Here is a 24,775-nt window from a genome sequence, read left to right on the forward strand (position 1 = left end):
ACTCGAGAAGCCGCCCTCCAACTAATTGGAGGGCGGCTTCTCCTGCTTATGTATATAAGATGTTATAGGATTCTCATGTAGAGGTAGTATGTGATGAGTAGTATAGTATGATAGGCCAGCAGCTTCAAGGATTTAAGTGTAGCCAAACTAATACAGTTTTCATAAAAAAAGGTCAAGCCAAGGGACTATTAGCCCGTAGCTTGACCTTTCTCAATAATTAAGTAAAAAAACAAATTATTTCAAACGCAGCATCATCGTCCACAAATCGGCGCTTTCGTAGCCAAGGCGCCACGCTGCAACACCTGCGAGATCATATTTTTTCGCCATATTGATGCGGGCTTGCACGGTTGAAGCGGTCTCTGCCCAGAATACGTAGGTGAAACCATCTTTTACATACGTGTATTTCGTTTGACCGGATGCTACATCCGGCGTAGCTACAGCGTTCGTATCTTTAATGAGCTGCGGCACTTCCTTCATATAAATCGCACGATTACTGATGAGGGCACCCGAGTTGTCCAGCTTCCACTCGCGAACGTAGAAAGGAATGCCGAGCATCAGCTTTTTGCGGGGAATGCCGTAATCCAGAAACTGTTTAACTCCCTCTTCAGCCCAAGCCAAGCTGGATACGGAGCCCGCTTCCGGGCCTGTGCTCCAGTGCTCGTCATAAGCCATAATAATAATCGTATCGACAATGCCTGACAGTGCAGTGTGGTCATACGCCGTTGCCTGATTCCAGCTGGCGCTGCCGCGCGGCAGGTCGATCGATACTTTCATGCCTTTGGCATGAACAGCTTTCGTGAGTGCTTTAACAAAAGCGGTATAGCTTGCCCGGTCTGCTCCAGCTACCTCTTCAAAATCAATATTGAGTCCATAGACGCGAAGGGCCGCAAGCTTGGTGACAAGGCTGTTAATGAAAGCAGACTGAGCTGCCGAATTGGCAAGAAAGGCACTCGTCATCTTTTTATCAAACTGGTTGTGCAGGAGCGGCATGACGAGAATGCCCTGCGCCTTCAAGGTACTGGCCGTCGCCGCATCGGACATATCGTTCAGCTTGCCACTCGCATCGCCTAGCTCGAACCAAGTCGGTGAATCAATATCGAGCCCTTGTGTCCCCGCAACATGCCCCAAAATCGTCTGGCTGTTCGAAGAGCCATTCCAGCCCATATAAATCAGCTTTGTGACATTGCTCCATAATACTCGTCCATCCGCGTTACGAACGGTGGCGTTCGCGTAGCTTTTGGCGAGTGTGACGGCGGATTCTTTGGTGTGTACGCTTTTAATGATTTTATCGTTTTGATAAACGGATAAATAAGGCTTGTTGGTCCACCAGACGACGTTATTGTATACGACATCGGCGCCTGCATATTTTTTGGCAAAGGGTATCGCGGCTTCCATACTAATAAAAGCTTTTACGGTTTTGCCGCTTTGCTGTACTTCATAGCTGCGTACATTTGAGAAAACGACCTTGCCTTTCGCAGTATTGGTTACTTCACTGCCCTCTTGCTTAGCTGCTGCTTGAACAGCGTCATAGAGGTAAGCGTATGTTTTGGTGCCGGAAATTTGCCCGCCATCCTTCGTGATCGTGTACACGGCTTTGCCTGCACGCTGCTCTTTCTTTTGCGCCGCCGTCACATTGTCCCATACCCACTCATTCGTGGAACGTTTAATAATATGGGCATTGCCCCAATTGGCAGCTTCCTTCTTAGCGGCTGCAAGAGTAGCAAAGCCCCAGCTGTTTTTCGTATTTTCGCCCTGATAGAGCTGGAATTTGGCATAAGATTCGTACACCCAGCCCGGCTGCTGCAAATCTCGAATATGTACTTGACCTAGCTGCTTCGCTGCGGCCTGTGCTTGCTCGTAGGTGCGATATTCCCATTTGGGATTGGAGGCGCCGCCTTGATATACCTTATACCTCGGGAAATTGTCCCATACCCACACCCGGCCCGCTATTTGCTCGACATGGCTGTAGGCAAAGCTCTGGGCATAGGCAATCGCCTGCTTCTCGGTTGCAAACTCCTTGAGCGACGCATCGTTCTGATACACCCGGTACTTCGTCGCGGAGCTCGCGGCCATGCTGCTTCCCGCAGCAAAAGCCTGGCTCAGCATAAGCAGCACCAGCAAAGCGGTCAGCTTTCTCATTTTGAATTTCATAATCGTTCTATCACTCTCCTCTAGTTTCTCTACTCTATTAGACGCAACGGGAGGCTGGAGGTTGCGAAGACAGCTGCCTTATTCCATCAGGTAAAAAAATGAAATAAATATGGGTGGATAAAAAAGGTGGAAAACAATAACAATAAGGACAGCAAAGCAGGAGGTGGCAGTTATGAAGCGGCTGTATGCGAAGGAAAAGCTCGACGAGGAAGAGGTGGAGCTGGAGGAGCTGGAGAGGAGTCTCTCCGAGGTATGGCAGGTCAATCGTTATTTGGGCGGCAATCCGGTGCTGTTCAAGCATCTGGAGCGGCTGCTCAGACAGACGGCTATCGCGCGGCGGGCACAGGAGCTGGAGCTGAAATTTGGGCAAGGGGCGGGGCTAGAGCAAAGAGCAGTACTGGAGCAAAGAAAAGGACTAGAGCAAGGAGCAGCGCAGAATTCGCAAGGAAAACAGAGGGGATGGACCGGGTCAGGGCCTGGTTCTGTGCAAGGCGATAGGGTGAAAATCAAGCTGCTCGATGTGGCGACAGGGCTGGCGGATATTCCGATGGCTTTAGAGAAATGGTGCAGCAAGCGCGGTATGGCAGTCGAAATTGTCGGCGTCGATATCCATCCTAAAATGGTGGAGCTTGCGGCGAAACGCACCGCTCATCAAAAGGCCATTCAGGTACTGCAAGCGGATGGTACGGCTTTGCCATTCGAGGATAACAGCTTTGACATCGTGTTTAGCAATTTGGCGCTGCATCATTTGGATGACGGGGAAGCGAGCCGCATGCTGGGGGAAATCGACCGGGTAGCACGGGTCGGCTGGGTCGTAACCGATTTGGAGCGGCACCAGCTGGCGCTGCTGTCCGCACGGATGCTCGCGAAGTTCATCTGGCGCAGCCCGGTGACGAAGCATGATGGGCCAATGTCCGTCCAGCGCTCCTATACCGCGAAAGAAGCGAAGGAACTGCTGGCACAGGCCGGTGTTCCCGCTGTTGTGCATCGGCATTTTCCATTTCGCTTGGCGCTTGTATGCCATGCATGACGTTATCATTGTCGGTGCGGGGCCAGCCGGCAGCGTACTGGCAGCCCTGCTAGCTGCCTCGGGTGTAAAGGTGCTGCTGCTGGAGCGAGAATCGCTCCCGCGGCGCAAACCCTGCGGCGAGTCGCTGAATCCAGGCGCAGTCGCCGCGCTTATGCGCGTGCTGCCCGCTGGCAAATTTGCAGCGATCCGCAGCAGCATGGAGCATTCGCTCATTCATGGCTGGCGGCTGACAAGCGGGAAGGCGGAGCTGCTGGCAGCTTTTCCCGCAGGCCAATTCGGAATGGCCTGCGCCCGCGAAAAGCTGGATTATGCGCTTGCGCTGCATGCTTGCGAGGCCGGTGCGCAGGTCATTGAACAAATGCGGGTGCAGCGCCTTATTTGGGAGAAGGGCCGAGTGGCTGGCGTCGTCGCATATTCCTCAGCGGGGACCGCAGCGGAATTTCGGGCGCGCCTCGTCATTGGCGCGGATGGTATTCGCTCGGCAGTGGCTCGCTGCGCGGGGCTGAGCAGCTTCGGCCCGCTGCGCAAAACAGCGTTCACAGCGCGGGTAAGCGGTGTGCGGGAGTTGCAGCCGCGCGTCGAGCTGTTCACCGGGCGCGGCATCGTTGTTGGGCTGGCGCCGATTGGCGGCGGCGAAGCCAATTTGACGCTGGCGCAGCTGTCAGGGAGCGGGAGTGCGGGAGCTTTAGCCGCAGATTTGAAAGAAAGCGGAGCAGTTAAGGAAGTAGCTGGTCATATGGATACGGATAGAGATACAGATACGGAAATTGCGATGCTTGAAGCCGCATCGTTCAAAGTCAATGCAAGGGGAAAAGCTCCTGATTCTGCTGAAGCGGGTAACAGGGCTGCTTCTGTTGCGAGCAAGGAGAGGCGCAGCGCTTGGCTTCTGGGAAAAGCAGGAGAGCTGCCTGAGCTTGCCGAGCGCTTGCAGGGGGCGGCTTGCACAGGCGAGGTGCTCGCTTGTGGGCCGTTTGACCGCCGGGTGCGGGCAACGCAGCAAGGAGGGCTGCTGCTCATAGGCGATGCCGCAGGTTATTACGATCCGCTGACAGGCCAAGGCATTTACCGCGCGCTTAGCAGTGCTGAGCTTGCTGCGCCGCTGCTGCTGCAAGCGCTGGAGAGCGGCAGCGATGCGCCGCTCGTTCATTATGCAGCGATTCAGCAAAGCCGCTTCGCTCCAGCTATTCGGCTGCAGAAGCTGATCGAATGGACGAGCAGGCATGAGCTGCTGTGGCACTCCGCTTTGCGCGGACTTGGCTCGCTGCCAGCCGCCCGCAGCCGCCTTGTAGCAGTGATTGGCGATTGCTTGTAAAGATAGGGTTGCTTGTAAATTGATGTACATACAAGGAGGACTGAAATACATGCATACCTACAACGAGGTAACGATGCGCTGTGAGCCGTTGACCGCGTTCCACTATGCACGGAAAATCGAAAATTGGCCGCAACTGCTTCCACATTATCGCCAGATCCAGTTCCGCTATGGCGGCAGCGAGCGGGGTGGGCTCGTCAAAATGGCTGCCGTTCGGCCGTTCAAACGGTTTCAGTGGCCGGTATGGTGGGAAAGTGAAATGGTTATCAGCGAGGAGGAACTGATGGTTGGCTACCGCCATGTGCGCGGTGTGACAAAAGGCATGGAGGTGGAATGGCGCATTGTACCGGCTGGCGAGAAGGTTTCCGTATCGATCGTGCATCGCTGGAATGCTCCTCCATGGAGCCGCAGGCTTTTCGCCAGTTTTATCGGCAATTGGTTCGTTTATGCCATTGCGGAGAGAACGCTGCAAGGCTTGAAGCAGCAGGCCGAGCTCGAAGCCGCGCTGGATGCCAAGAAACAAGCCATACAAGAAGAACACCCTGATTCCCAGCAATGGACAGATCTGCAATGGGAGGCACTAAGAGAGCAGGTAGCTGAGCAGTTTGCAAACGAAGCAGCAGAGCAAGCCATTTTTCAACAAAGAGAGGCAGGTGGGCGCAATGGCTAATGCGATTAAAGCGGTCATAACGGGAATAGGCTGTGTAACGCCGATTGGCGCAGGCGTGGAGCAGCTATGGGAAGGTCTAGTACGGGGGAAAAGCGCAGTGAGGGAAATTGAGCGTTTTGTACCGGAAGGGCTGCGCAGCCGAATAGCTGCACAAATTCCAGATTTTCAGGCGGAGCATTATATGGATAAAAAGCGTGCGCATCGCATGGACCGCTATTCGCAGCTTGCCGTTGCCAGCGGCGCTCTGGCGCTGCGCGACGCTGGTCTGAATCCCGCCGATCTCGATGCGGATCGGGCGGGCGTATTTATGGGCAGCGCGCTGGGCGGTATTGCCTACGCGGAAGAGCAGTGCAGCCGCTACCATAATGGCGGCTTCCGGGCCGTATCGCCGACGCTCGGATTTTCCGTCTTCGGCGGCGCAGCCTCGTGCAATCTTGCCATGGAATTTGGCATGACAGGCTTAAATGAGACGAACGCGATGTCCTGCGCGTCCGGTGCCGTCGCCATTGGCCGGGCGCTGCAAGCGATCCGGCGCGGCGAAGCGGACGTCATTATGGCGGGCGGTTCGGAAGCCCCGCTTGCACCGCTCTCCTTCGGCGCCTTCGACATGCTGCGGGCGATGTCTACTCGCAATGAATCTCCGGATATGGCAAGCCGGCCATTCGACCGCAATCGCGACGGCTTCGTCATGGGCGAGGGCAGCGCCGTGCTCGTCATTGAAGCCGAGCATCATGCAAGGGCGCGAGGCGCGAAAATATATGGCGAGCTAGCAGGCTTCGGGCTGACTAACGATGCGCATCATATGAGCGCACCGCTGCCTTGCGGCACGCAGGCAGCACGGGCCTTGCGCCAGGCGCTGACGAGCGCGGATATGGCGCCGGAGGACATTAACTATGTCAATGCCCACGGCTCTTCGACGCTGCTCAATGATGTGACGGAATCGCGGGTCATACGCCAAGTGTTTGGCAATCATCCGGTAGCCGTCAGCGGCACGAAAGGCTTGTACGGTCATCCGCTTGGAGCGTCAGGCGCTATTGAGGCGGCCATTACGCTGCTAGCACTGCGCAATGGCTGGCTGCCGCCAACTACGAATTTGGACGAGCCCGACCCAGAGGCGCAGCTAGATTTGGTCGTCAAAAATCCGCGTGCGGTGAAGTCCGCTGCTGCGGTGTCCAACTCCTACGGCTTTGGCGGAGTCAACGCCGTGCTTGCTTTTCGCCAGTATTAAAATGTACCGGGCATTGACTTATGGCTAGGGCATACCTATTATTGAAAATAGAGTTGACCGTACAAGCGGAAACATCCTTTTACAAGGGATGTTTCCGCTTTTTTGCGTATGTCGATCTAGGATAAAAAAAGATTTCTATATAAGGAGGCCATTATTATGAATGCACAAGCTGCTCTTGCCTATGTAGACACGTTGCGGGAGGAATTGATCGCACTGCGCAGAGATTTTCACAAGCATCCCGAGGTATTATTCGAGGTGGACCGAACAGCAGAAAAGGTAGCGGATTATTTATCGGAATGGGGCTTGCAGGTTCAACGGCATGTCGGAAAGCATTTTGGCAAAGGCGTTGTAGGTATTCTCACCAGCGATAAGCCGGGACCGACGATCGTACTGCGAGCAGATATGGACGCCTTGGCGATCACGGAGGAAAATACGTTTGCCTATCGTTCAACAAGCGAAGGGGCTATGCATGCCTGTGGGCATGATGCCCATATGACGATGCTGCTCGGAGCAGCTAAAACGCTCAGTCGGCACAGAGACATATGGTCCGGAACGATTAAGTTTGTGTTTCAGCCTGCGGAGGAAAGTGCGCTTCCTAGCCCAATAGATGGGCGGATGATAAGCGGAGGCCGAGATATGATCGAGGCTGGGGTGCTGGACGGCGTTGACCTTTGCTTTGCGCTGCATGTGTGGCCCGAGCTGCCTACAGGCGTTGTTGGCATACATCGCAAGGAGGCGATGGCGGCATCCTCGCATTTCCATATCGCTTTTCAAGGATTGAACGGTCATCATAGTACGCCGCATTTGGCTGTAGATGCGCTGTCGATGGCGGTGCAATTCGTTTCTGATGTTAAATTTGCGCTTGCAGTGGAAACGGACCCATGGGAGACGAAGGTGTTCGCATTCGGTACGTTGCACGCTGGTACTGCGATTAATGCCATTGCGGGGGAAAGCAAGCTGAGCGGGACGTATCGCGTTTTTCACCCAGATCTGACTGCACAAATACATCAGTTGCTGGAAAAGAGAGCAGATGCCGTAGCCAGTACATATGGCGGCACCTATACGTCGCAATATCGGCTAGGAACGCCGCTGCTTAATGATGCAGAAGCCGTTCAACTGACTGTTCGGGCTGGGCGAATCGCCTTGGGTGACGATAAGGTTGTTATTTTGGACAAGCCTAGCCTTGCTGGGGAGGATTTTGCGCTGTATGTACACGAGGTGCCGGGAGCATTCGCGTTTATTGGCATAGCCAACCCGACAGCCAAAACGGTGTATCCGGTGCATCATCCCTTATTCGATATAGATGAAGAGGTGCTGACGGAAGGGGCAAAGCTGTTCGTGCAATGGGTGCAGCAGGCGGGGGAGGAGTATGTGAGCCAATAAGGCTTTCATACCCCCTTTCCAAAACCTAGCCCATGCGTTATAATAAATCGTAAAGTTTACGAATAAACAAAAGGAGACGACAAGAATGGCTAAAAAATCAAAAGTAGTTAGGGAAAGAAAAAGACAGGAGACGGTTGCGCGTTATGCCGAGCTTCGCAGGCAGCTCAAGGACAACAAGGATTATATCGGACTGAGCAAGCTTCCGCGCGACGCATCGCCAACCCGGCTGCATCACCGCTGCGAGCTGACGGGCAGGCCGCATGGCTACTTGCGTAAATTTAAAGTGTCGCGTATCGCATTTCGCGAGCTTGCCTACAAAGGGCAAATTCCCGGCATCAAGAAAGCAAGCTGGTAACGTAGGTAAGCCAATATAAAAGGAAATGAAAATTTGTTCGAAAGGGGGGAGGGCATGGACCCATTTACGACCCGCAGGCTGGAAAAAATACTGGACGGCTACATTAGCCGTAAAATCCCCCCGAATGTGCGTTCAGCTGTTCGTTTAACCTATGAGTGGGAGGGTAATCGGCTTACTTTGACCGAGGAGCTTCCGGATTTTGAAAATCGGATATGGACAGGAGCACCTATCGTCCAGTTCCAATGGAAGCAAAGCCAGTGGCATGTGTATGCCACTGACGGCAATGACGGCTGGAGGCCAGCATCCGCGATTGCACCGCATCCTCATTTCGAGCAGCAGCTGGAGCAGGTTGAAATCGATCAGGAGGGCATCTTCTGGATTTCTTAAACGTAAGGCCACCATTTAGCGCAATGGCCCCGACCGCTATGTCGGGCTTTTCGCGTGTAACATGAAACGAAGGAGCTTCCCAATTTGAGCAAAAATCAGGGCAATCACCGCCTGCCAAGAGCCAAGGGAACGGATATGGCTAGCTTTTACAGCCCGAAGGATTGTGCGAAAAAGGTGAAACGCATCGTGCTGCCGCCGATGAATCGGCAAATCGTAGAAGAGTTCTTCACGATTATGGGCATGAAGGAGAAGTTTGAGGAGCATGATGTGCCGATTCCGAACAAAGTTGTCATGTACGGGCCGCCAGGCACGGGCAAAACTTTGACTGCTTTCTACATCGCGCAGCGGCTGGATGTTCCGCTTATTTTGGTCAGGCTCGATGCGATTATCCACAGCCATCTAGGAGAGACGGCGAGCAATGTCCGCAAAATATTCGATTACGCCAAAGCGACGCCCTGCGTCTTATTTCTCGATGAGTTCGATGCGATAGCGAGGACGCGTGAAAACAATGATGAAGTGAAGGAAATGGCTCGCGTCGTTAATACGCTGCTGCAATGCTTGGACGAGTTTGATTGCGAAAGTGTTTTTATTGCGGCAACCAATTTGGAGGAGGAGCTGGACAATGCGATATGGCGGCGCTTCGATACGAAAATGCATTACGGCATGCCGGATGATCGCAGCAGGTACGAATATATATCGTTGTTAATTGGAGACTTTGAACAGCAGGAGCCTATTTATGATACGGCCGCCAGTCTGCTTGCTGGGTGCAGCTTTGCGGATATGGAGCAAATCGTGCTTAAGGCAAAGCGTAAAGCGATTATTGAGGGCAGCTCGCTGCTCCAGTCTCATATACAAGAGGCCTTGACCGAATATAAGCCGAAAATCATCGCGGTGTAACGTAAGCTTTTTTGAGTAATGATAAGGGCAGACTCGGCGTATGCCAAATGTATCGAGGAAGGTGAGAAAGCATGTCGCAGAAGACAATTCTAGACTGCGAAGCGGAAAAGGTAATAAGCATGCATACCGCACAGCGCTGGCAGCAGCGTGAGCGGGAGCTGCACAGCTGGCTGGAGCGTGAAAAAATAACGAAGCGGTCAAAGCAAACGCTGCTGCTGGGGCATGTCGCGATCGATGCGGAGCTGCTTCCTGCGCTCACGCTGCTCAAAGAGCAGGGCATACCGACGGAGTTTTCATGCGCTGGCGTTAGTGCGCTGGATGAGCCGGAGGATCATTCTTTGTACGCATATATTACATTTCCGGCTTGTGAGCAGACGGAGTGTTTCATTCAGCTGGCGATGCAGCGGATGAAGCATCGTCTGCTCGTAACGTTCGAGCCGGCTCGGAACCGCTATGACCTGTCCTCTTTTTATATTGGACATAACCGGTCTTTTTGCCTGCTGATGCTGCGCTGTGCCCAAGCTGTCGCTGTAGCTAATAAGCAGCAGCGGGCAAATGGCTAGCAAGGAGAGAACTCCATTGCAGTCTAACGTATGGTCTACGAAAGCAAGCCTGTAAATCCAAACACCCCGCCAGCAATTTCCTGACGAGGTGTTTGATGTTCATGCCACTATTACAAGCTTTATTTCCACTTTTGCTCAATAAACTCGTCGCGGCCTGATTGTGCGCGATCCTCTTTGTAATGCTTCGGATTTTTCTTGTGGAAATTTTGATGATACTCCTCCGCCACATAAAACGTATCCGCCGCCCGAATTTCCGTTACGATCGGTTTGTCGAAGCGTCCGCTGCTCTCCAGTTCCTGCTTGGAAGCGAGCGCCAAAGCCTGCTGCTCTTCATTATGATAAAAAATCGCCGTGCGATACTGGCTGCCGCGATCTTGAAATTGTCCGCCTTCATCTGTCGGATCAATTTGCGGCCAATATAACTCAAGCAGACGCTCATAAGGAAACAGCTGCGGATCGAAGGCAATTTGCACAACCTCGGCATGTCCTGTTTCGCCTGTTTTCACCTGCTCATAAGTCGGATTCTCCTGATGACCGCCCATATAGCCAGAAATAATACTATGAATGCCTGGCAGCTCCTCGAAAGGGGTAACCATACACCAAAAACAGCCGCCCGCGAATGTTGCATATTGCATAACATACTCCTCCTTAACGCTTATAAAAACTTGATAGGCTAAACTTTAGCCTGTCTGCATTAAAAATTCAATTGTGATCAGCCTTTGCAAAAGGCAATGGCGTTCATGTTCAAGGGAGCGTCAGAGCCTGCAGCCCATCTCCAGAAACGACCTTGATGCCATGCTGGCGGAGCAGCGCTGATGTCACGCCATTTCCAGCTTTCTTTTCACCCGAAAATTGTCCATTGTAAATCATTGTACTGCCGCAGGAGGGACTGTTCTCTTTAAGCACAACTACTGTGGCTTCTAATTCAAGCGCTTGGTGAAGCGTTTCATATGCACCTTTTATATAGAGGTCCGTCACGTCCGTACCTGATTTGTCGATGACAGAGGCTGTGCCAGCTAACACATTCTCCCCATTTCCGCCTACAATTTCTGCTGATTCCCGAGGGGTGGAGAAGCCCCCAAGCAGCTCTGGACATACCGCTATCGCTTGCTTATCATCCAGCAGCTTGCGAACGGTTTCGTCTAAACAATCCGTCCCGTTATATCTCACCTTCATGCCTCCGAGGCAGGAGCTTACGAGGATCATGGGAACGCCGCCTTTCTGTTTTGCATAGTTTAAAATCTCTAAATTTGAGCATAGCACAGCATGTATGTGCTGTAAATGAACGATGGCTTGGCTTATTATTGTCACATTTTCCGGGCTTCAATAGCTCGATCGGGCTATTACCATTCATAGCTTCTTAAGGTACGATGAGGCAGGTAATCTTGTATCATTTGAAAATATGGAGGTAAGCTTACATTGCCTATGCGAAAAATCATCCCCTTATTTCTTCTCATTAGCTTGCTGCTGCTCGCGGCAGCCTGTTCGAACGGGTCAAGCACGAACGGAGAACAAGCCAAGCCGCCCGAGAAGGAGCTGACCTTCCTTTTTAACTTTGCGAGCCAAACGATAGACCCCCATCTGGATTATACCCCGCTCCGAGCAGGTGTCGTGGAAACGCTGGTCAAGCTGGGCGAAGACCTCCAAATCCAGCCTTGGCTGGCGGAGGAGTGGAGCACCTCGGATGGGCAGCGTTGGACGTTTAAAATCCGGGAGCAGGTTACGTTCCAAAATGGCAAGGCGCTCGATGCGGATGCCGTTAAGCTATCGCTAGAACGGGCGATAGAGCAAAATCCGGGCGTGAAGCAGGTTTTGAAAATCAAGCAAATGGAAGCGAGCGGACAAAGCCTGCACATTACGACGGAGCAGCCGTTTCCCCAGTTTCCGTCAGAGCTAGTACATCCGAATACAGCGATTATTGACGTATCTGCACCAGATCCGGATAAAAAGCCAATCGGAACCGGTCCGTTTCAAGTGGCCGCGTTCACTTCGGGCAGCTCGCTAAATCTGGATCGCTACGAGGAATATTGGGACGGTGCAGCAAAGCTCAGCCATGCGACCTTCAGCTTTAATGAAGATGCCAATGCCCGCTTGTCAGCGCTTATGGCTGGGGATGCAGATATTGTGTACCGGCCGCCAGTAGAAAGCATCGAAACGATGAAAAGCGACGCCAGCCTGCATTTGGATTCAGTCGTCAGTTTGCGGACGCATGAGCTTATTTTCAATACGAACCATGCGGATTTTCAAAACAGCTACGTTCGCAAAGCTTTCGATGCGCTCGTCAATCGCGATGAACTCAAGGACGCCATTATGGGCGGCCAAGCGACGGTCGCCAGCGGTCCTTTTTTGCCACAATTTCCGTTCGTGCCCGCCTATGACCCGAAGGAAAGCGGAGTGGACGCTGCTCGCAAATGGTTTAAGCAAGCAGGCTATGAGGTCGAGCAGGGCAAGGTGACCAAGCGGGGCCAGCCGCTTTCCCTCAAGCTGGTAACGTACGCTTCCCGTGCGGAATTTCCTTTGTTGGCCCAAGTGCTGCAATCGCAAGCGAGAGAGCTTGGCATTACCATTACGATCGCACAAGTCGATAAATATGAGGATTATTTGCTCGAGAAGGACGATTGGGATTTGGGCACCTACAGTCCGTTAATTGCGCCGCGCGGGGATGCGAGTTATTTTCTAAATGTAGCCTTTAAGCCGGAGGGCTCGCTGAATTTCGGTAAAATCAACGACCAAGATCTGAGCGCTTGGATTGAGGAACTGGATCAAACGGTGGGCGTGAATGAGCGCAATGCTTTAATCAAACAGGCGCTTACCCGTATTGATGAAGAAACGTACTATTCCTACCTTGTACATCCGAATACGCTCGTTGTGTACCGGGATAAGGTGAAAAACTGGGTAACGAGTAAAAGCGAATATTATATGCTGACGAACCAATTGGATGTGGAAGGGAAATGAGCATCGTTTGGAAAAGGGGTGTAGAGCTTGTCCTGTTTATTTTGCTGCTCTCCTTCGTCAGCTTCTTGTTCGTCAAGCTTGCTCCGGGAGATGCCGTTAAGCAAATGCTTCGCTCAGATGACGTTGCCATCACAAGCTCAGAAATCAAGCAACAGAGGGAAGAGCTGGGACTAAACGAGCCAGTATTGGTTCAGTATGGCAACTGGCTTGCCGGGCTGGCACAACTCGATTTGGGAAAGTCGTACATGACGAATCGGCCCGTAAGCGAGGAACTGCTTCGTAAAATGCCAGTAACGCTGCTGCTTGCCGGGAGCTCGCTGCTCATTTTATTGCTCATTGCGGTGCCGCTGGGCGCTTTGTCGGCCCTTTATCCCAACCGATTCATTGACCGCGCAAGCCGTCTCCTTGCTGTAATGGGTACTTCTATCCCTAGCTTTTGGCTAGGGCTTCTTTTAATAGAAGGGCTATCCGTAAGGTCGGGCTTATTGCCGTCAATGGGAACGGGGACGCCCTGGCATCTTGTGCTGCCTTCGCTGACGCTCGGTCTGACGATGTCAGCCGTTTATGTCCGCTTGATTCGTTCCAGTCTTATGGACAGCTTAACGCAGGATTTTATAAGGGGAGCACGGTCGCGCGGCATTGGCAGCAGAAAAATTTTGCTCCGCCATGCTTTTCGCCATGCGCTTACGCCTGTTGTGACGATGTTCGGTGTCAGCATAGGCAGCTTGCTTGGCGGCACGGTTGTCATTGAGGTGCTGTTTGCTTATCCGGGCATGGGCAAATTCATTGTGGATGCCATTCAGAGCAGAGATTATCCGGTCATTCAAGGTTATATGGTCGTGATGGGAATTGCCGTAACGCTTATTCATTTGCTGGTAGATTTGGCGAATCATGCTCTAAACCCGGAAATGCGTTTGAAAGGGGAGAGCCGATGAAAAAGGTAAGCCTTGCAGGATATATGGCCCTGCTGTTCTTTACTGTGCTTGTTTTCTCGGTGTTCCTCGTTCCGCATGATCCGTATGCAGTGAATCTTCATGACCGCTTGCTGCCGCCGAGCGCACAGTATTGGCTCGGAACAGATGGACTGGGCAGAGATCTGTTTTCGCGCCTGCTCATTGGAGGGCGGAATACGATAGGCGCGAGTCTGATCGTGCTTGTGGCAGCGCTGAGTATCGGTATTCCTGTTGGTCTGCTGTCGGGATATGCGGGCGGCTTCGTGGATCGCCTATTTATGCGGGTGTCGGATTCCTTCCTCGCCTTCCCGGATTTCATGATTGCCATTGTGTTAAGCGGCCTGCTAGGGCCGGATATATTCAATCTAATCATTGCCATTGCGGCGGTCAAATGGATCGCTTACTCGCGCATCGTGCGCAATAGTGTTAGGTCTGAAAAACATAAGGATTATATAGCGATTGCCCGCTTGAACGGACTAAGCCCGCTCCATATCGTGATCAAGCATTTGCTGCCACAAACGTTCAGTAACGTCTTCGTGATCGCTTCGCTGGATGTGGGCAAAGTCATTTTGATGATTGCGTCTTTTTCCTACATTGGACTTGGCGTTCAGCCGCCATCACCAGAATGGGGAGCGATGCTGAATGAAGGCCGCGCCTATTTTCACCAGGCCCCTTATTTAATGCTAGCACCGGGACTTGCCATTATGCTCGTTGTCCTATTGTCCAATGCGTGGGGTGACCGGATACGTGATCGGCTGGATGTGAAACGTAGCAGAGAGTAAAGGAGAACAAGCAATGAGCATATTGAAAATAACAGGACTTAGCTTATACGCAGGGCAGCAGCAGCTAGTTCATGACCTTCATCTATCTATTGAAAAGCAGCAATGGCTTGCTTTAATTGGTGAAAGCGGCAGCGGAAAAACGCTGACCGGCCTCGCGATTGGCGGCTTGCTGCCTCATGCTGTGCGCGTGACGAAAGGGCAGATTTTGTTCGAGGGGCAATCTCTTTCAGAGCTTCCAGCCCAACAACTAAGCAGCTTGCGGGGCAAGGAGATTGCTTATATTTTTCAAGACTATGCGGGCATGTTCAGTCCCTTTATTCGACTCGGGAAGCAGCTGGATGAGACGCTGCAAGCGCATAGCCGCTTAGGCCGCAAGGAGCGGAAAGTGCAAATATTGTCCAGCTTAGGCGAGGTGCGTCTGCCGGCAGAGCGCGTATATAACAGCTATCCCTTTGAGCTGAGTGGCGGACAATTGCAGCGGGTCTCCATCGCAGCCGCGCTGCTGCTTAAGCCAAAGCTGCTTATTGCCGATGAACCAACGACTGCGCTGGATTATGCAACGGGAGAGGAAATACTCCGTTTGCTCATGGAGATGAAGGAACGAATCGGCTGCGCTATTCTGTTTATTACACATGACTTAAAGCATGTCAGGCGTTATGCGGATGAAGTGGCTGTTATGCGCGAGGGCTGTATGCTGGAATCGGGTAATGTGCGGGCAGTGCTGGAAGCGCCAACCCATCCCTATACGAAGCAGCTTCTTGCGGCTGAGCCCAGCTCATGGTCATCACCAACCGTAAAGTCTGAACGAGAACTGATGCTACAGTTACAGCCAGTAGACGCCCAGCAAACGATGCGGGAGCAGGGGGGGAGTCTAGAGGCCAGCAGAGCGAATAGCTTGCTCGTCGCCCAAAATCTAGTCAAAACATACCCGAAAGGCAAAGGCATGAAGGTGCTGGATCAAGTATCTTTTACGCTGAAAGCAGGGGAATGTTTAGGGCTGGTCGGTGAGAGCGGCAGTGGTAAAAGCACATTGGCTAGATGCTTGATGCTTATGGAGCCGCTTGACCAAGGCCTGCTCCTATTCCAGCAAATGCCGCTGCATAACCGGAAAGCTGCTGCGAGGTCGTTCATAAGCGGACGTATTCAAGCGGTATTTCAAAATCCGGCAGCCAGTTTAAATCCGAGGCAGATGATTGTGGATTCGTTAATGGAGCCGCTCGATATATTCAAGGACAAAGCACCTGCATTTTTAGGTGATAGCCGATATAAACGGGATGAAGCGGCTGCTCTGTTGCTTGATAGGGTTGGACTTCCAGCTAGCGTCATGCGGCAATATCCCCATGAGCTGAGCGGAGGCCAGAAGCAGCGGGTATGCATAGCCAGGGCGATCAGCATTGCGCCTGACTTTATTATTTTGGATGAGCCGACCGCCAGCCTGGATATGATTATCCAAGCCCAGATTTTAAAGCTACTGCAGAGGTTGCAGCAGCAGCTTGGTTTTGCCTGCTTGTTTATTTCGCATGATTTGGCAGCCGTACAGCTTATGTGCAGCCGTATTATGGTGCTGGAGCATGGGAAAATCACAATCGAAGATGAACGATTTCCTGCTTCATTAATTCGATAAAGCGTTGTGCTGCTTTGGTCAAATAACGGTCTTTTAGCCAGATGAGCCCAGTGGCAAAATGCAGTTCACTGTCTGAAATGGCAAACGATTGAATGTCATAGCCTTGATGCAGCTCAAGAACGGACTGCGGCACAATGGTTGCTCCATCCCCGTAGGCTACCCACTTCAACAATAGGGAAATATCGGAGCATTCTCCGATCACATTGGCTTGCAAGCCGCGTTCGGTAAATTGCTGAATAATGCTTTTATATAGTCCAAGCCCTTCCGCACTAGGTAAAATAAGTGGATAACGCTGAATATCATGGTAGGAGCATTTGTCTGCGGGATGCAGGACATTGCTCGCGGTCAGGAAATAAAAGGGCTCCGAAGGAAGCTCCAGCACTTCGAATTCAACTAGCTCCAGCGGAAGCCGCACGATTCCAAGCTCAATGGAACGTTCCTTGAGCAGCCGGACAATTTGGGCCGATTCATTTTGCTGGATTTTATAAGTGATGAGCGGATAGGCTTCCTTAAACATGTGCAGCAGCTGTGGTAAAACGACGGATGACAGCGTATTAATACCCAGCATTAATTTGCCCCGCGTGCCGCTGCCAATTTCCTTCACCTCCAGCTTGGTCTCTTCGAGCGCTTTTGTTAAAAATATGGCGCGTTTATATAACGCCTCTCCAGCGTCAGTAAGCTCCAGCCATTTCCCGCTTCTTACAAAAAGCTGTACCCCGAGCTCTTCCTCCAGCCCTTTCAGCTGTTGGCCAAGCGGAGGCTGTGTCATATGCAGCCTTTCAGCGGCCGCTGTAATTTGTTTCTCTTCTGCGATCGCGATGAAATAACGAAGCTGGCGAATATCCATTCGGTTAATCCTTCCCATTCCAAACGAAAAAAGTATGGAAAACGAATTTTTTAAATATTTTTAGTATAGTGAATGCTATGTTACCATAGTTTTAATTGGATAGGAAAGCGGGGCTGACATGGTGAATACATCTTATTGGTTAACCAATGCAAGGCTGGAGCAAGGGTATGAGTTTGAGGCTGGCCAGATAGCAGGCACTAAGACACGCAGCTGCCATTTGCGGATAGAAGACGGAACCATTGCTGAAATTTTGGAGGATGGAGTGGAGCTAATCAGCCCTCTGCCGAAATATGATGCAAAAGGATTATTGCTGCTGCCCTCGTTTGAAGAAGGTCATATTCATTTAGACAAAACCTATTTTGGCGGCCCATGGAAAGCGGTTAAGCCTGTAGCGAGTATTTTCGAACGGATAGAGGAAGAAAAGGTTTTATTGCCCAAGCTGCTGCCGACGGCTAAGCTGCAAGCGGAGCGTATTTTGTCACTGATTCAACGATTTGGCGCCACGCATGTGCGCAGCCATTGCAATATTGAACCCGTCAGTGGACTCAAGCGATTAGAAGCTACGAAGCAAGCTTTGGAGACGTTTTCTGGTAAAATTTCGGCCGAAATTGTAGCTTTTCCCCAGCATGGCCTGCTTCGCTCTGATTCGGTTGCGCTCGTGAAACAATCGCTGGCTGAAGGCGCTACCCATGTAGGTGGGGTAGATCCGTATACAGTAGATGGCGATATCGAAAAATCGCTGCAAACGATCATTGAATTGGCTGTTTATCATGGTGCGGGCATCGATATTCATTTGCATGATGGACACGAAGCTGGTCGGCAAACTTTGAACCGCCTAGCGGAGCTGGCTGAAGAAGCGGATCTGCACGGAAAAGTAACCGTAAGTCATGCCTTTTGGTTTGCAGGCGCTGAGCCGCAGGAGACAAAAGAAATGGCTGGGCGGATGGCTCAGCTTGGCATGTCCATCGCTTCCACGGTACCGATTGGGAAAATGAATATGCCGCTACCAATGCTGAGCCGTCAAGGCGTAAAGGTGAAGCTGGTAACCGATAGTCTCACGGATCACTGGTCGCCATTTGGGAGCGGGGATTTGCTGGATAAGGCAGGACGATTCGCAGAATTGTATGGTTGCCAAGAGGAAGCCTCCTTGTCCCAGACTCTTGCCTTAATTACAGGCGGAATTACACCGCTCAATGCTCAAGGCGAGCAGGTTTGGCCTAAGGTTGGCGATGCCGCCAGTTTTGTATTGCTTCACGCAAGCTGCTCGGCGGAGGCTATTGCCCGAAAAGCGCAGCGGCAGGCCGTGTGGTATAAAGGAAATTTGGTGAGCGGAGCTATATTATAATTCTCGCAAAACGAGCTAAATAAACTTAACAAGCTAGGAAAAATGCCCGAAGGCTTCTTTATAGGAGCGCATCGGGCATTTTTGGATTACCGATTATGAAACAAAAGGGAGTTAGCAACGCTTAATAATAAAGGCAAGTCGTTACATAAAATTAATCCAGCTCGGCGCGAGTAAATAGATCGCTGATTAAATCATGATCCTCGCAAGCTGCTTTGAAGGCCAATGCAAAACTCACCATGGCTTCCCGATTGCTGGCGTACACGCAGAACATATCTGCCTCTGAGTCGAAGTGGATATGCTCGGCAAGCTCAGGCATTTTTTCCTCCAAAAATACAGCGGCGAGCGAGCTCCAGTCATAGCCGCTGCCTTCAAAACCTTCATCCGCCCTCGTATCAAACAGTTCCTGTTTGTAGGTACCGGCATTTAGAATAACAGACCATGATTTATTATCGTGGTCAATAAAGATAAAAGGCTGCAATTGTGCTGTAATCCCGTCAGACTCTGTATGAAGCACTGCTTTATTGTTAGGAACTGCATAGTCGTTTAACTGCTCAAGCACCTGCTCGATAGCTTCATCCGTCATGGCGAGTGTACGATCCATTACGATGATTTTTCCCAGCTTGATGCGATCATCGAGCCAGTCCGTAATAAAGGCTGGCGCATAGCCGCCTGTGCTAAACTCGCCTTCGCCGAATGCGATCAACTTATCATAGTCGTCAATATATTTTTTCCGTGCAGGATTCGGATAAGTTTTCGTATAGAGCCAAAATTGCAAATCATACATCAAGGTAGACAGCTCGTCAGCCTGAAAGACGAAATACCCTTTCTCCTCGGTAATCTGGGTGCAAATCGACCGGATTTTTCCTTCCAGATTATCCGTTTCCGTCACAGCAGCACAAAGCTCAGTCAATAAAGGGGAAAATGCGCCTTCAGCCACCTTCTTCAGATCCGCTTCCTTCTCCTCAGCAGATCTATCGAACACGTCATCGTGAACGAGCCCTATAATAAATTGTTCAAAGCTGCATGCCAAATAAGTAATGTTAAATTCGTCCTCTTGATCAACGTGAACGACGGCAGGTTCGCCTTCTGGCCCGCAGAAGCGGTAATCCAGCATAATGACGTCATGGCCTGCGGATGGACAGTCGCAAATGACGATCCCAAGGTCTGGATAGCCCCATTCTTCGATCATGAACCGGCTCCCTAAATCTCCGCCAAGCGTGTAGGATTTATTGCGTCCAATGCCCATAATGCCCGTAATCGCGACATGATCCTCTGACCAGGAGGTCGGCTCCTCCGATCGGAAACGGCAATTGACGGGAACCCCGCCGTTTTGGCTGTTCATGAGAGCAATGTAGGAGGCTGGCAGTTTGTAGCCAAGCTCCTGCTCAATGGATGAGATCAGCTCAGTGGTTGGAGGGGGCAGCACATAAGACTTGCGGGCGTAATCGCTGTCCTCCCAAAAGCTTTGTAAATCGAACGAGGCAAAGGGCGCGTCATTCCCGGTGCCGCGATTTTGCCCGACCGCTGTGCTTTCCTCTACATAGCGCTTATGCTGGAGCACCATTTTTTCAGCGAGCGGCTTGGTCCACTCCAAAAACTCCAAGGTTGGTTCCGATTGGGGGTCCAAGCGGCTGGACAGGTCAAAAGCTTGTAAGGCATCCACATAACGCGCTAGAAAATAATAAGCATAGCCTTGGCGAAAATGCCATAAAGGGTCGTTTTTGCCTGGCTCGGCGATTAAGGAAAGCTGCTGTAGTGCCTCACGGTAATGATCTGTATTGTTAAGGGCGCGGGCAAGCTGGATGATGACCTCATAATCTCTGTCGGTTTCAGGGATTTGCTGCAATCGATCAACGATGCTCTCGAATGCTTCTTCGTCATGCCAAAGGTTGATTTGTGCCAGAAGCTGCTGGTCCATAAGTATGCTTCACTCCTCATTATGAAATGCTCATATCTTTTATGATATATTGTTAATTATATCCTAAGACGAAGGCGGCTGGCTAATTCATAAGCGGCTAAGCGGGAATGCAGGATGTAGTTTCAAGATGTAGTATAATGAAGAAGCATGCAAATTGATGAAAAAGTAGGCGATCGAATATGAGCGAGAAGCAAGCCAATATATATATCGGATGGAACTTTGACAACAGCTATGCAAGGTTGCCAGACGGATTGTTTACAGCAACAAACCCAACCCCAGTGCGCTCACCGGAGCTGATTGTATGCAATGAAGCGTTAGCTGCATCACTAGGGTTAAATGCTGAGGGGCTGCAAAATGATGAAGGTGTCGCCATGCTTGCAGGCAACCAAATTCCCGAAGGTGCTTTGCCGCTTGCTGAGGCTTATGCAGGGCATCAATTTGGACATTTTAACCGCTTGGGTGACGGACGGGCTTTGCTGCTGGGCGAACAAATATCACCATCAGGCGAGCGAGTCGACATTCAGTTAAAAGGCGCAGGCCGCACGCCCTATTCTCGCGGTGGAGATGGCCGTGCGGGGGTTGGGCCGATGCTGCGTGAATACATCATTAGCGAAGCCATGCATGGGCTGGGTATTCCCACTACCCGCAGCTTGGCGGTCGTGAAAACGGGCGAGCCTGTTTACCGAGAGGATACGCAGCAGGGTGCTATTTTAACCCGCGTAGCGGCGAGCCATATCCGTGTCGGAACGTTTCAATTTGCTGCGCAATGGGGAACAGCAGAGGAGCTGCGAGCACTGGCGGATTACACCGTGCAAAGACATTTTCCGCATATTGCTGGGGATGACAATTGCTATCTCTCCTTGCTGCAGGAAGTAATTAAGCGTCAGGCATCGCTGATTGCCAAATGGCAGCTCGTCGGTTTTATTCATGGCGTCATGAATACGGACAACATGGCGCTTAGTGGCGAAACGATTGATTATGGCCCATGTGCTTTTATGGATGCTTTTAATCTGGCGACAGTGTTCAGCTCCATCGATAGTCAGGGGCGTTATGCCTATGGAAATCAGCCTTACATCGCGGTCTGGAATTTGGCAAGATTAGCTGAATCGCTATTGTCGCTGCTGCATGATGATGAGGAGCAGGCGCTAAAGCTTGCCGAGCAAGCTTTAGCTGATTTTACAGACCAATACCATCGTCATTGGCTTGCAGGCATGCGTGGAAAGCTGGGTATTTTCAATGAGGAGGAGCAGGACGACGAGCTGATGAAAGACCTGCTCACTTTGATGGAGAAGCATGGCGCGGATTATACGAATACATTTGTGGCGTTAACGTTTAACAAGCCGGATGACTCGGCTCTGTTTAGCAGCCCCGAATATACAGAGTGGCATGAGCGCTGGCAGAATAGGCTGGGCAGGCAGGAGCAGTCGAGCGAAGAAGTGGGGCAGCTGATGCGCAGCAGCAATCCTGCCGTAATTCCCCGCAATCATCGGGTAGAAGAGGCGCTGGAAGCAGCCGTCAAGGGAGACTATACCGTTATGAAGCTGCTTCTTGAGGCGCTTGCCGATCCATATGCACATTCTCCAAAGCAGGCTGAATATGCGACATTGCCTGAGCCTTCAGGCCGTGCTTACCGCACTTATTGCGGAACGTAAATACATGAATATGGACATCCCTCCCATAATCCTGCATAATACACTCAGGGAACGACAGCAGGAAAAAACAAGCTTGTGAATCATTGTCCAAATTCATCTGATAGGCGAGAGGTGGAAACGTTTTGTCGAAAACAGAAGAAATTACTGCTTTTATAGAAGCGCTGGATGTGCCTTGGCAGGTGGAAATATCCAATCAGCTGCGCAGCCTCGTACACGGGGTCATTCCTGACGTTCAGGAGCGGCTGCAATATAAGAAACCTCACTTTTTGAAAAATGGCAAGTATGCGGCGGTCATTTCGCCTTCCAAAAAAGCGGTTTCCTTCACGATTTTCAACACGGCGAGTCTGGATTTGCCAGCGGAGCTGTTTGAAGGGCCTGAGGAACGAAAAACGATAAAAATTCAGGAAAAGGATACCCCTGATTATTCGCAATTAACGAAATATTTGGAGCAGGCGTCGAAAGAGCTTTAAGCCTCTTCCTTTTGCCCGAAACCTATAAAGCTGTCCAAGCACAAGAATGGAACTGAGGGGCTATTGCAGCTCACAGCACAACTTTCTGATTGGTGCGGGGACAGCTTTTTTTATAAAAACAATTCTATTTCAGCGCGAAGCTTGAGAGTAAAGGAGAGGTCGATGAATAGGGAAGACGCTTTACTCTTATTAAAATGCCATGCCTTTGCGTTTGACGATATCGAGCAGGAGAAAATGACGAAAGGGTTTCTCGGCATGCTCCGCCCCTTTAGCGGTCAGCTCGTAGAGGATAATTTTCATGAGGTAATGACAATCCTTGATGTGCTGTCGCCCGAATTAGCGAGTAAATCGGTCAGCAGTGAAATCATGGCCTGTTTATGGAGCATTTGCCATTTGGGCAGAGCCTGGGCGGTAGAGCCGGATGGCATGCTGCGGAGTAACGGCATCATTACGGCAGAGCAAACGAAGGAGATGGAGGAATGGCTGAGCATCATCTCTTATGCGGTAATGATCCTGCTGGAGGACGGCGGAACAGAGGAAGCCTTTTGGGGATATGAAGAATATAAGAGAGAAAGGGGAATGAATGATGGAATGGACGCTTGAAGATGTAGAGCAGACAAGCAAGCTGTATCCAGACAGCTTCTTTATCCCGCCTGCGAAGGAGCGACGGTCGCAAGAAGTAGGTAGGCGGGTCCGATTGCATTTTACACTGGCAAACCCGGGTGAAAATGAGCCGAGAGCCGAACGGATGTGGGTGGAGGTTACAGGCTTTAACCAAGCGACTGAGCAATACACCGGGGTGCTGACGAACCAGCCAGTCTATTTGAAAACCTTGAAGCTAGGAGACAGCCTAATGTTCGAGCCGCAGCATATTGCCAGAACGATCCTGCGGGAAGGCGATGAAAGATGGCTTGCGGATGGCGAAAAAATGGCGCTCGTTTCTAGGAGATGCTTGGAGCAGGGCGATGCCGTGTGCTGGATGTACCGTGAAGCTGGCGACAATGAGCAGGACAGCGGCTGGCGTTTGTTCGCAGGCGATGAGGAAGACAGCTATATTAACGCCGATAATATTTTCAGGGTGCAGGTTTATGAAATGGTAGACCGGGATGCTAGTTTATTAGTGCCTTTTAAGGGGGAGCTTGGCTCGGCGTTTGAAAGGCAGGGGCAGGATGCTGCATGGGAAGAGGTAGTGGAGGAAGAGTAGAATGGCCCACTTCCCTTGCAAACGACAATATATTTCATTATTCTGGATAAATAGCGTAAATTCAGCATGCTAGATTAGTAGAGGAGAGAGCCTAATGTCTGATTTTGATGATCTCGCAGCGCAAAGGCGCAAAAATCTAAAGCTTATTCAATTCAATCAAGAGGATCAATCGCTTGTCGAGTCGGATAAGCCAGCGGAAACGTTCGATGATGTAGGCGGACTAGAGGATGTTAAGAAGAAAATTCGCATGAACTTCATTTTGCCGCTAAAGCAGCCGGAATTGTTTGCCGCCTATGGCAAATCAGCTGGAGGAAGCTTGCTGCTGTTTGGACCTCCAGGCTGTGGCAAAACGTTTCTGGCACGAGCAGTGGCGGGCGAAATTGAAGCAAATTTTATCCATATTGAGCTGCAGGCGATTCTTTCAATGTACACAGGCCAGAGCGAGCATAATTTGCATGACTTTTTTGAAAAAGCGCGCCAGTGCAGGCCTTGTGTCATTTTCATAGATGAGCTTGATGCAATGGGCGGCAGCCGGAACCAAATGCGCCAGCATCACGACCGCATGCTGGTCAACCAACTGCTGCTAGAGCTGGACGGTCTGCAAGCGGAGAACGAGAACGTATTTGTAATTGGCGCAACCAATACGCCATGGTATTTGGATTCCGCTCTCAGACGTCCCGGACGCTTTAATCACCTTGTCTTTGTACCGCCGCCAGAGGAAGCGGAGCGCCAAACGATTTTGGGGCTGAAGCTGAAAGGCAAGCCGATGGATTCGCTGAATTTGGAGCGGATTGCTGCCGAGACGAAATATTTTTCCGGAGCTGATTTGGAGCAGGTCGTTAGCGATGCGGTGGAATCGGCGATGGAGCGCATGCTGGAGACGGGTGAAGTGCAGCCTATTTCTCAAAATGATGTGAAAGCTGCAGTAAAATCCCGCAAAGCGACAACACTGGAATGGTTCTCCACCGCGAAAAACTATGCGACCTTCAGTGATGTAAACCGTGATTACCAGGTTGTGCTAGATTATATGAAGAAGCACGGCATTAAATAGC

The 24,775-nt window shown here is 51.2% G+C and carries 24 protein-coding genes; 19 read left to right on the forward strand and 5 right to left on the reverse strand.

Translation table 11 applies throughout. The features are described from left to right. Positions 1-234: 234 nt before the first annotated feature. Positions 235-2,151 (reverse strand): glycosyl hydrolase family 18 protein, encoded by a 1,917-nt coding sequence (locus AC6B99_RS29700; RefSeq protein ID WP_496664885.1) that lies wholly within the window; start codon positions 2,149-2,151, stop codon positions 235-237. Between the two features lie 172 nt (positions 2,152-2,323). On the opposite strand from AC6B99_RS29700, the gene AC6B99_RS29705 reads away from it, so the two are divergent. The 9 genes from AC6B99_RS29705 to AC6B99_RS29745 all read left to right on the forward strand — a co-directional run bounded on the left by AC6B99_RS29705 (position 2,324) and on the right by AC6B99_RS29745 (position 9,973). Continuing rightward, the gene (locus AC6B99_RS29705) at positions 2,324-3,181 is read left to right on the forward strand and encodes a methyltransferase domain-containing protein (protein WP_496664886.1); all 858 of its coding nucleotides are present in this window, start codon (positions 2,324-2,326) and stop codon (positions 3,179-3,181) included. Then, a complete protein-coding gene (locus AC6B99_RS29710; protein ID WP_494879091.1) occupies positions 3,174-4,493 on the forward strand; it encodes an FAD-dependent monooxygenase in 1,320 nt (439 codons plus the stop codon). Before AC6B99_RS29705 ends, AC6B99_RS29710 begins: the two co-directional genes overlap by 8 nt. Before the next feature lie 49 nt (positions 4,494-4,542). Continuing rightward, a complete protein-coding gene (locus AC6B99_RS29715; RefSeq protein ID WP_496664887.1) occupies positions 4,543-5,160 on the forward strand; it encodes an SRPBCC family protein in 618 nt (205 codons plus the stop codon). Continuing rightward, positions 5,153-6,388 (forward strand): beta-ketoacyl-[acyl-carrier-protein] synthase family protein, encoded by a 1,236-nt coding sequence (locus tag AC6B99_RS29720; RefSeq protein ID WP_056028179.1) that lies wholly within the window; start codon positions 5,153-5,155, stop codon positions 6,386-6,388. The genes AC6B99_RS29715 and AC6B99_RS29720 overlap by 8 nt, the downstream gene beginning before the upstream one ends. A 156-nt stretch (positions 6,389-6,544) precedes the next feature. Further along, positions 6,545-7,771 (forward strand): amidohydrolase, encoded by a 1,227-nt coding sequence (locus AC6B99_RS29725; RefSeq protein WP_494859817.1) that lies wholly within the window; start codon positions 6,545-6,547, stop codon positions 7,769-7,771. An 85-nt stretch (positions 7,772-7,856) separates the two neighbouring features. Further along, entirely contained in the window at positions 7,857-8,126 is a 270-nt protein-coding gene (gene rpsN, locus AC6B99_RS29730; protein WP_494859818.1) for a 30S ribosomal protein S14, read from the forward strand. A gap of 54 nt (positions 8,127-8,180) precedes the next feature. Then, entirely contained in the window at positions 8,181-8,513 is a 333-nt protein-coding gene (locus AC6B99_RS29735; RefSeq protein ID WP_496664888.1) for a DUF3024 domain-containing protein, read from the forward strand. A gap of 84 nt (positions 8,514-8,597) precedes the next feature. Continuing rightward, positions 8,598-9,410: an AAA family ATPase gene (locus tag AC6B99_RS29740; RefSeq protein WP_056028166.1), complete on the forward strand. Its 813-nt coding sequence runs from the start codon at positions 8,598-8,600 to the stop codon at positions 9,408-9,410. A 71-nt stretch (positions 9,411-9,481) separates the two neighbouring features. Beyond that, a complete protein-coding gene (locus AC6B99_RS29745; protein WP_056028163.1) occupies positions 9,482-9,973 on the forward strand; it encodes a hypothetical protein in 492 nt (163 codons plus the stop codon). A 119-nt stretch (positions 9,974-10,092) separates the two neighbouring features. On the opposite strand, the gene msrA is transcribed toward AC6B99_RS29745, so the two are convergent. Continuing rightward, positions 10,093-10,608 carry a peptide-methionine (S)-S-oxide reductase MsrA gene (gene msrA / locus AC6B99_RS29750; RefSeq protein ID WP_056028160.1) on the reverse strand — a complete coding sequence of 172 codons (516 nt, stop codon included), beginning with the start codon at positions 10,606-10,608 and terminating at the stop codon, positions 10,093-10,095. 109 nt (positions 10,609-10,717) lie between these two features. Further along, positions 10,718-11,179 (reverse strand): 2-thiouracil desulfurase family protein, encoded by a 462-nt coding sequence (locus AC6B99_RS29755; protein ID WP_496664889.1) that lies wholly within the window; start codon positions 11,177-11,179, stop codon positions 10,718-10,720. A gap of 219 nt (positions 11,180-11,398) precedes the next feature. Between AC6B99_RS29755 and nikA the strand changes: the two genes are divergently transcribed. The 4 genes from nikA to nikE are packed head-to-tail and all read left to right on the forward strand — an operon-like array spanning position 11,399 to position 16,287. After that, positions 11,399-12,928: a nickel ABC transporter substrate-binding protein gene (gene nikA, locus AC6B99_RS29760; RefSeq protein ID WP_496664908.1), complete on the forward strand. Its 1,530-nt coding sequence runs from the start codon at positions 11,399-11,401 to the stop codon at positions 12,926-12,928. Continuing rightward, a complete protein-coding gene (nikB, locus tag AC6B99_RS29765; protein ID WP_494859828.1) occupies positions 12,925-13,863 on the forward strand; it encodes a nickel ABC transporter permease in 939 nt (312 codons plus the stop codon). Before nikA ends, nikB begins: the two co-directional genes overlap by 4 nt. Next, positions 13,860-14,663, forward strand: a complete 804-nt coding sequence (gene nikC / locus AC6B99_RS29770; RefSeq protein WP_496664890.1) for a nickel transporter permease — start codon at positions 13,860-13,862, stop codon at positions 14,661-14,663. The genes nikB and nikC overlap by 4 nt, the downstream gene beginning before the upstream one ends. A 13-nt stretch (positions 14,664-14,676) precedes the next feature. After that, positions 14,677-16,287: a nickel ABC transporter ATP-binding protein NikE gene (nikE, locus tag AC6B99_RS29775; protein ID WP_494879099.1), complete on the forward strand. Its 1,611-nt coding sequence runs from the start codon at positions 14,677-14,679 to the stop codon at positions 16,285-16,287. On the opposite strand, the gene AC6B99_RS29780 is transcribed toward nikE, so the two are convergent. Continuing rightward, complete coding sequence (locus AC6B99_RS29780) at positions 16,244-17,134, reverse strand: LysR family transcriptional regulator (protein ID WP_496664891.1); 891 nt, start codon at positions 17,132-17,134, stop codon at positions 16,244-16,246. The genes nikE and AC6B99_RS29780 overlap by 44 nt on opposite strands. 118 nt (positions 17,135-17,252) lie before the next feature. Here AC6B99_RS29780 and AC6B99_RS29785 point away from each other — a divergent pair, with 118 nt between their 5' ends. Further along, complete coding sequence (locus AC6B99_RS29785) at positions 17,253-18,479, forward strand: amidohydrolase (protein WP_496664892.1); 1,227 nt, start codon at positions 17,253-17,255, stop codon at positions 18,477-18,479. Positions 18,480-18,630: 151 nt separating this feature from the next. On the opposite strand, the gene AC6B99_RS29790 is transcribed toward AC6B99_RS29785, so the two are convergent. Then, positions 18,631-20,397, reverse strand: coding sequence for an Imm51 family immunity protein (locus AC6B99_RS29790; RefSeq protein WP_496664893.1), 1,767 nt, complete (start codon positions 20,395-20,397; stop codon positions 18,631-18,633). A gap of 179 nt (positions 20,398-20,576) precedes the next feature. Here AC6B99_RS29790 and AC6B99_RS29795 point away from each other — a divergent pair, with 179 nt between their 5' ends. From AC6B99_RS29795 to AC6B99_RS29815, 5 genes are all read left to right on the forward strand, one after another. Then, positions 20,577-22,049 (forward strand): protein adenylyltransferase SelO, encoded by a 1,473-nt coding sequence (locus AC6B99_RS29795; RefSeq protein WP_496664894.1) that lies wholly within the window; start codon positions 20,577-20,579, stop codon positions 22,047-22,049. Positions 22,050-22,171: 122 nt separating this feature from the next. Then, the gene (locus tag AC6B99_RS29800) at positions 22,172-22,519 is read left to right on the forward strand and encodes a DUF1801 domain-containing protein (protein ID WP_056028129.1); all 348 of its coding nucleotides are present in this window, start codon (positions 22,172-22,174) and stop codon (positions 22,517-22,519) included. Between the two features lie 162 nt (positions 22,520-22,681). Then, complete coding sequence (locus AC6B99_RS29805; protein ID WP_056028126.1) at positions 22,682-23,122, forward strand: hypothetical protein; 441 nt, start codon at positions 22,682-22,684, stop codon at positions 23,120-23,122. Then, complete coding sequence (locus tag AC6B99_RS29810) at positions 23,103-23,723, forward strand: immunity protein Imm33 domain-containing protein (protein WP_056028123.1); 621 nt, start codon at positions 23,103-23,105, stop codon at positions 23,721-23,723. Before AC6B99_RS29805 ends, AC6B99_RS29810 begins: the two co-directional genes overlap by 20 nt. 94 nt (positions 23,724-23,817) lie before the next feature. Beyond that, positions 23,818-24,774, forward strand: coding sequence for an ATP-binding protein (locus AC6B99_RS29815; protein ID WP_056028118.1), 957 nt, complete (start codon positions 23,818-23,820; stop codon positions 24,772-24,774). Position 24,775: the final 1 nt, after the last annotated feature.

The sequence above is a fragment of the Paenibacillus liaoningensis genome (assembly GCF_059609455.1).

Bases quoted from the DNA above. Each gene is read 5' to 3' on its own strand.
- AC6B99_RS29795 (WP_496664894.1), top strand. From the start codon at position 20,577: ATGAGCGAGAAGCAAGCCAATATATATATCGGATGGAACTTTGACAAC.
- AC6B99_RS29780 (WP_496664891.1), bottom strand. From the start codon at position 17,134: ATGGATATTCGCCAGCTTCGTTATTTCATCGCGATCGCAGAAGAGAAA.
- AC6B99_RS29790 (WP_496664893.1), bottom strand. From the start codon at position 20,397: ATGGACCAGCAGCTTCTGGCACAAATCAACCTTTGGCATGACGAAGAA.
- nikB (WP_494859828.1), top strand. From the start codon at position 12,925: ATGAGCATCGTTTGGAAAAGGGGTGTAGAGCTTGTCCTGTTTATTTTG.
- AC6B99_RS29810 (WP_056028123.1), top strand. From the start codon at position 23,103: ATGATGGAATGGACGCTTGAAGATGTAGAGCAGACAAGCAAGCTGTAT.
- nikE (WP_494879099.1), top strand. From the start codon at position 14,677: ATGAGCATATTGAAAATAACAGGACTTAGCTTATACGCAGGGCAGCAG.
- AC6B99_RS29705 (WP_496664886.1), top strand. From the start codon at position 2,324: ATGAAGCGGCTGTATGCGAAGGAAAAGCTCGACGAGGAAGAGGTGGAG.
- AC6B99_RS29755 (WP_496664889.1), bottom strand. From the start codon at position 11,179: ATGATCCTCGTAAGCTCCTGCCTCGGAGGCATGAAGGTGAGATATAAC.
- rpsN (WP_494859818.1), top strand. From the start codon at position 7,857: ATGGCTAAAAAATCAAAAGTAGTTAGGGAAAGAAAAAGACAGGAGACG.
- msrA (WP_056028160.1), bottom strand. From the start codon at position 10,608: ATGCAATATGCAACATTCGCGGGCGGCTGTTTTTGGTGTATGGTTACC.
- nikC (WP_496664890.1), top strand. From the start codon at position 13,860: ATGAAAAAGGTAAGCCTTGCAGGATATATGGCCCTGCTGTTCTTTACT.
- AC6B99_RS29785 (WP_496664892.1), top strand. From the start codon at position 17,253: ATGGTGAATACATCTTATTGGTTAACCAATGCAAGGCTGGAGCAAGGG.
- AC6B99_RS29710 (WP_494879091.1), top strand. From the start codon at position 3,174: ATGCATGACGTTATCATTGTCGGTGCGGGGCCAGCCGGCAGCGTACTG.
- nikA (WP_496664908.1), top strand. From the start codon at position 11,399: ATGCGAAAAATCATCCCCTTATTTCTTCTCATTAGCTTGCTGCTGCTC.
- AC6B99_RS29715 (WP_496664887.1), top strand. From the start codon at position 4,543: ATGCATACCTACAACGAGGTAACGATGCGCTGTGAGCCGTTGACCGCG.
- AC6B99_RS29725 (WP_494859817.1), top strand. From the start codon at position 6,545: ATGAATGCACAAGCTGCTCTTGCCTATGTAGACACGTTGCGGGAGGAA.
- AC6B99_RS29805 (WP_056028126.1), top strand. From the start codon at position 22,682: ATGAATAGGGAAGACGCTTTACTCTTATTAAAATGCCATGCCTTTGCG.
- AC6B99_RS29815 (WP_056028118.1), top strand. From the start codon at position 23,818: ATGTCTGATTTTGATGATCTCGCAGCGCAAAGGCGCAAAAATCTAAAG.
- AC6B99_RS29745 (WP_056028163.1), top strand. From the start codon at position 9,482: ATGTCGCAGAAGACAATTCTAGACTGCGAAGCGGAAAAGGTAATAAGC.
- AC6B99_RS29700 (WP_496664885.1), bottom strand. From the start codon at position 2,151: ATGAAATTCAAAATGAGAAAGCTGACCGCTTTGCTGGTGCTGCTTATG.
- AC6B99_RS29720 (WP_056028179.1), top strand. From the start codon at position 5,153: ATGGCTAATGCGATTAAAGCGGTCATAACGGGAATAGGCTGTGTAACG.
- AC6B99_RS29735 (WP_496664888.1), top strand. From the start codon at position 8,181: ATGGACCCATTTACGACCCGCAGGCTGGAAAAAATACTGGACGGCTAC.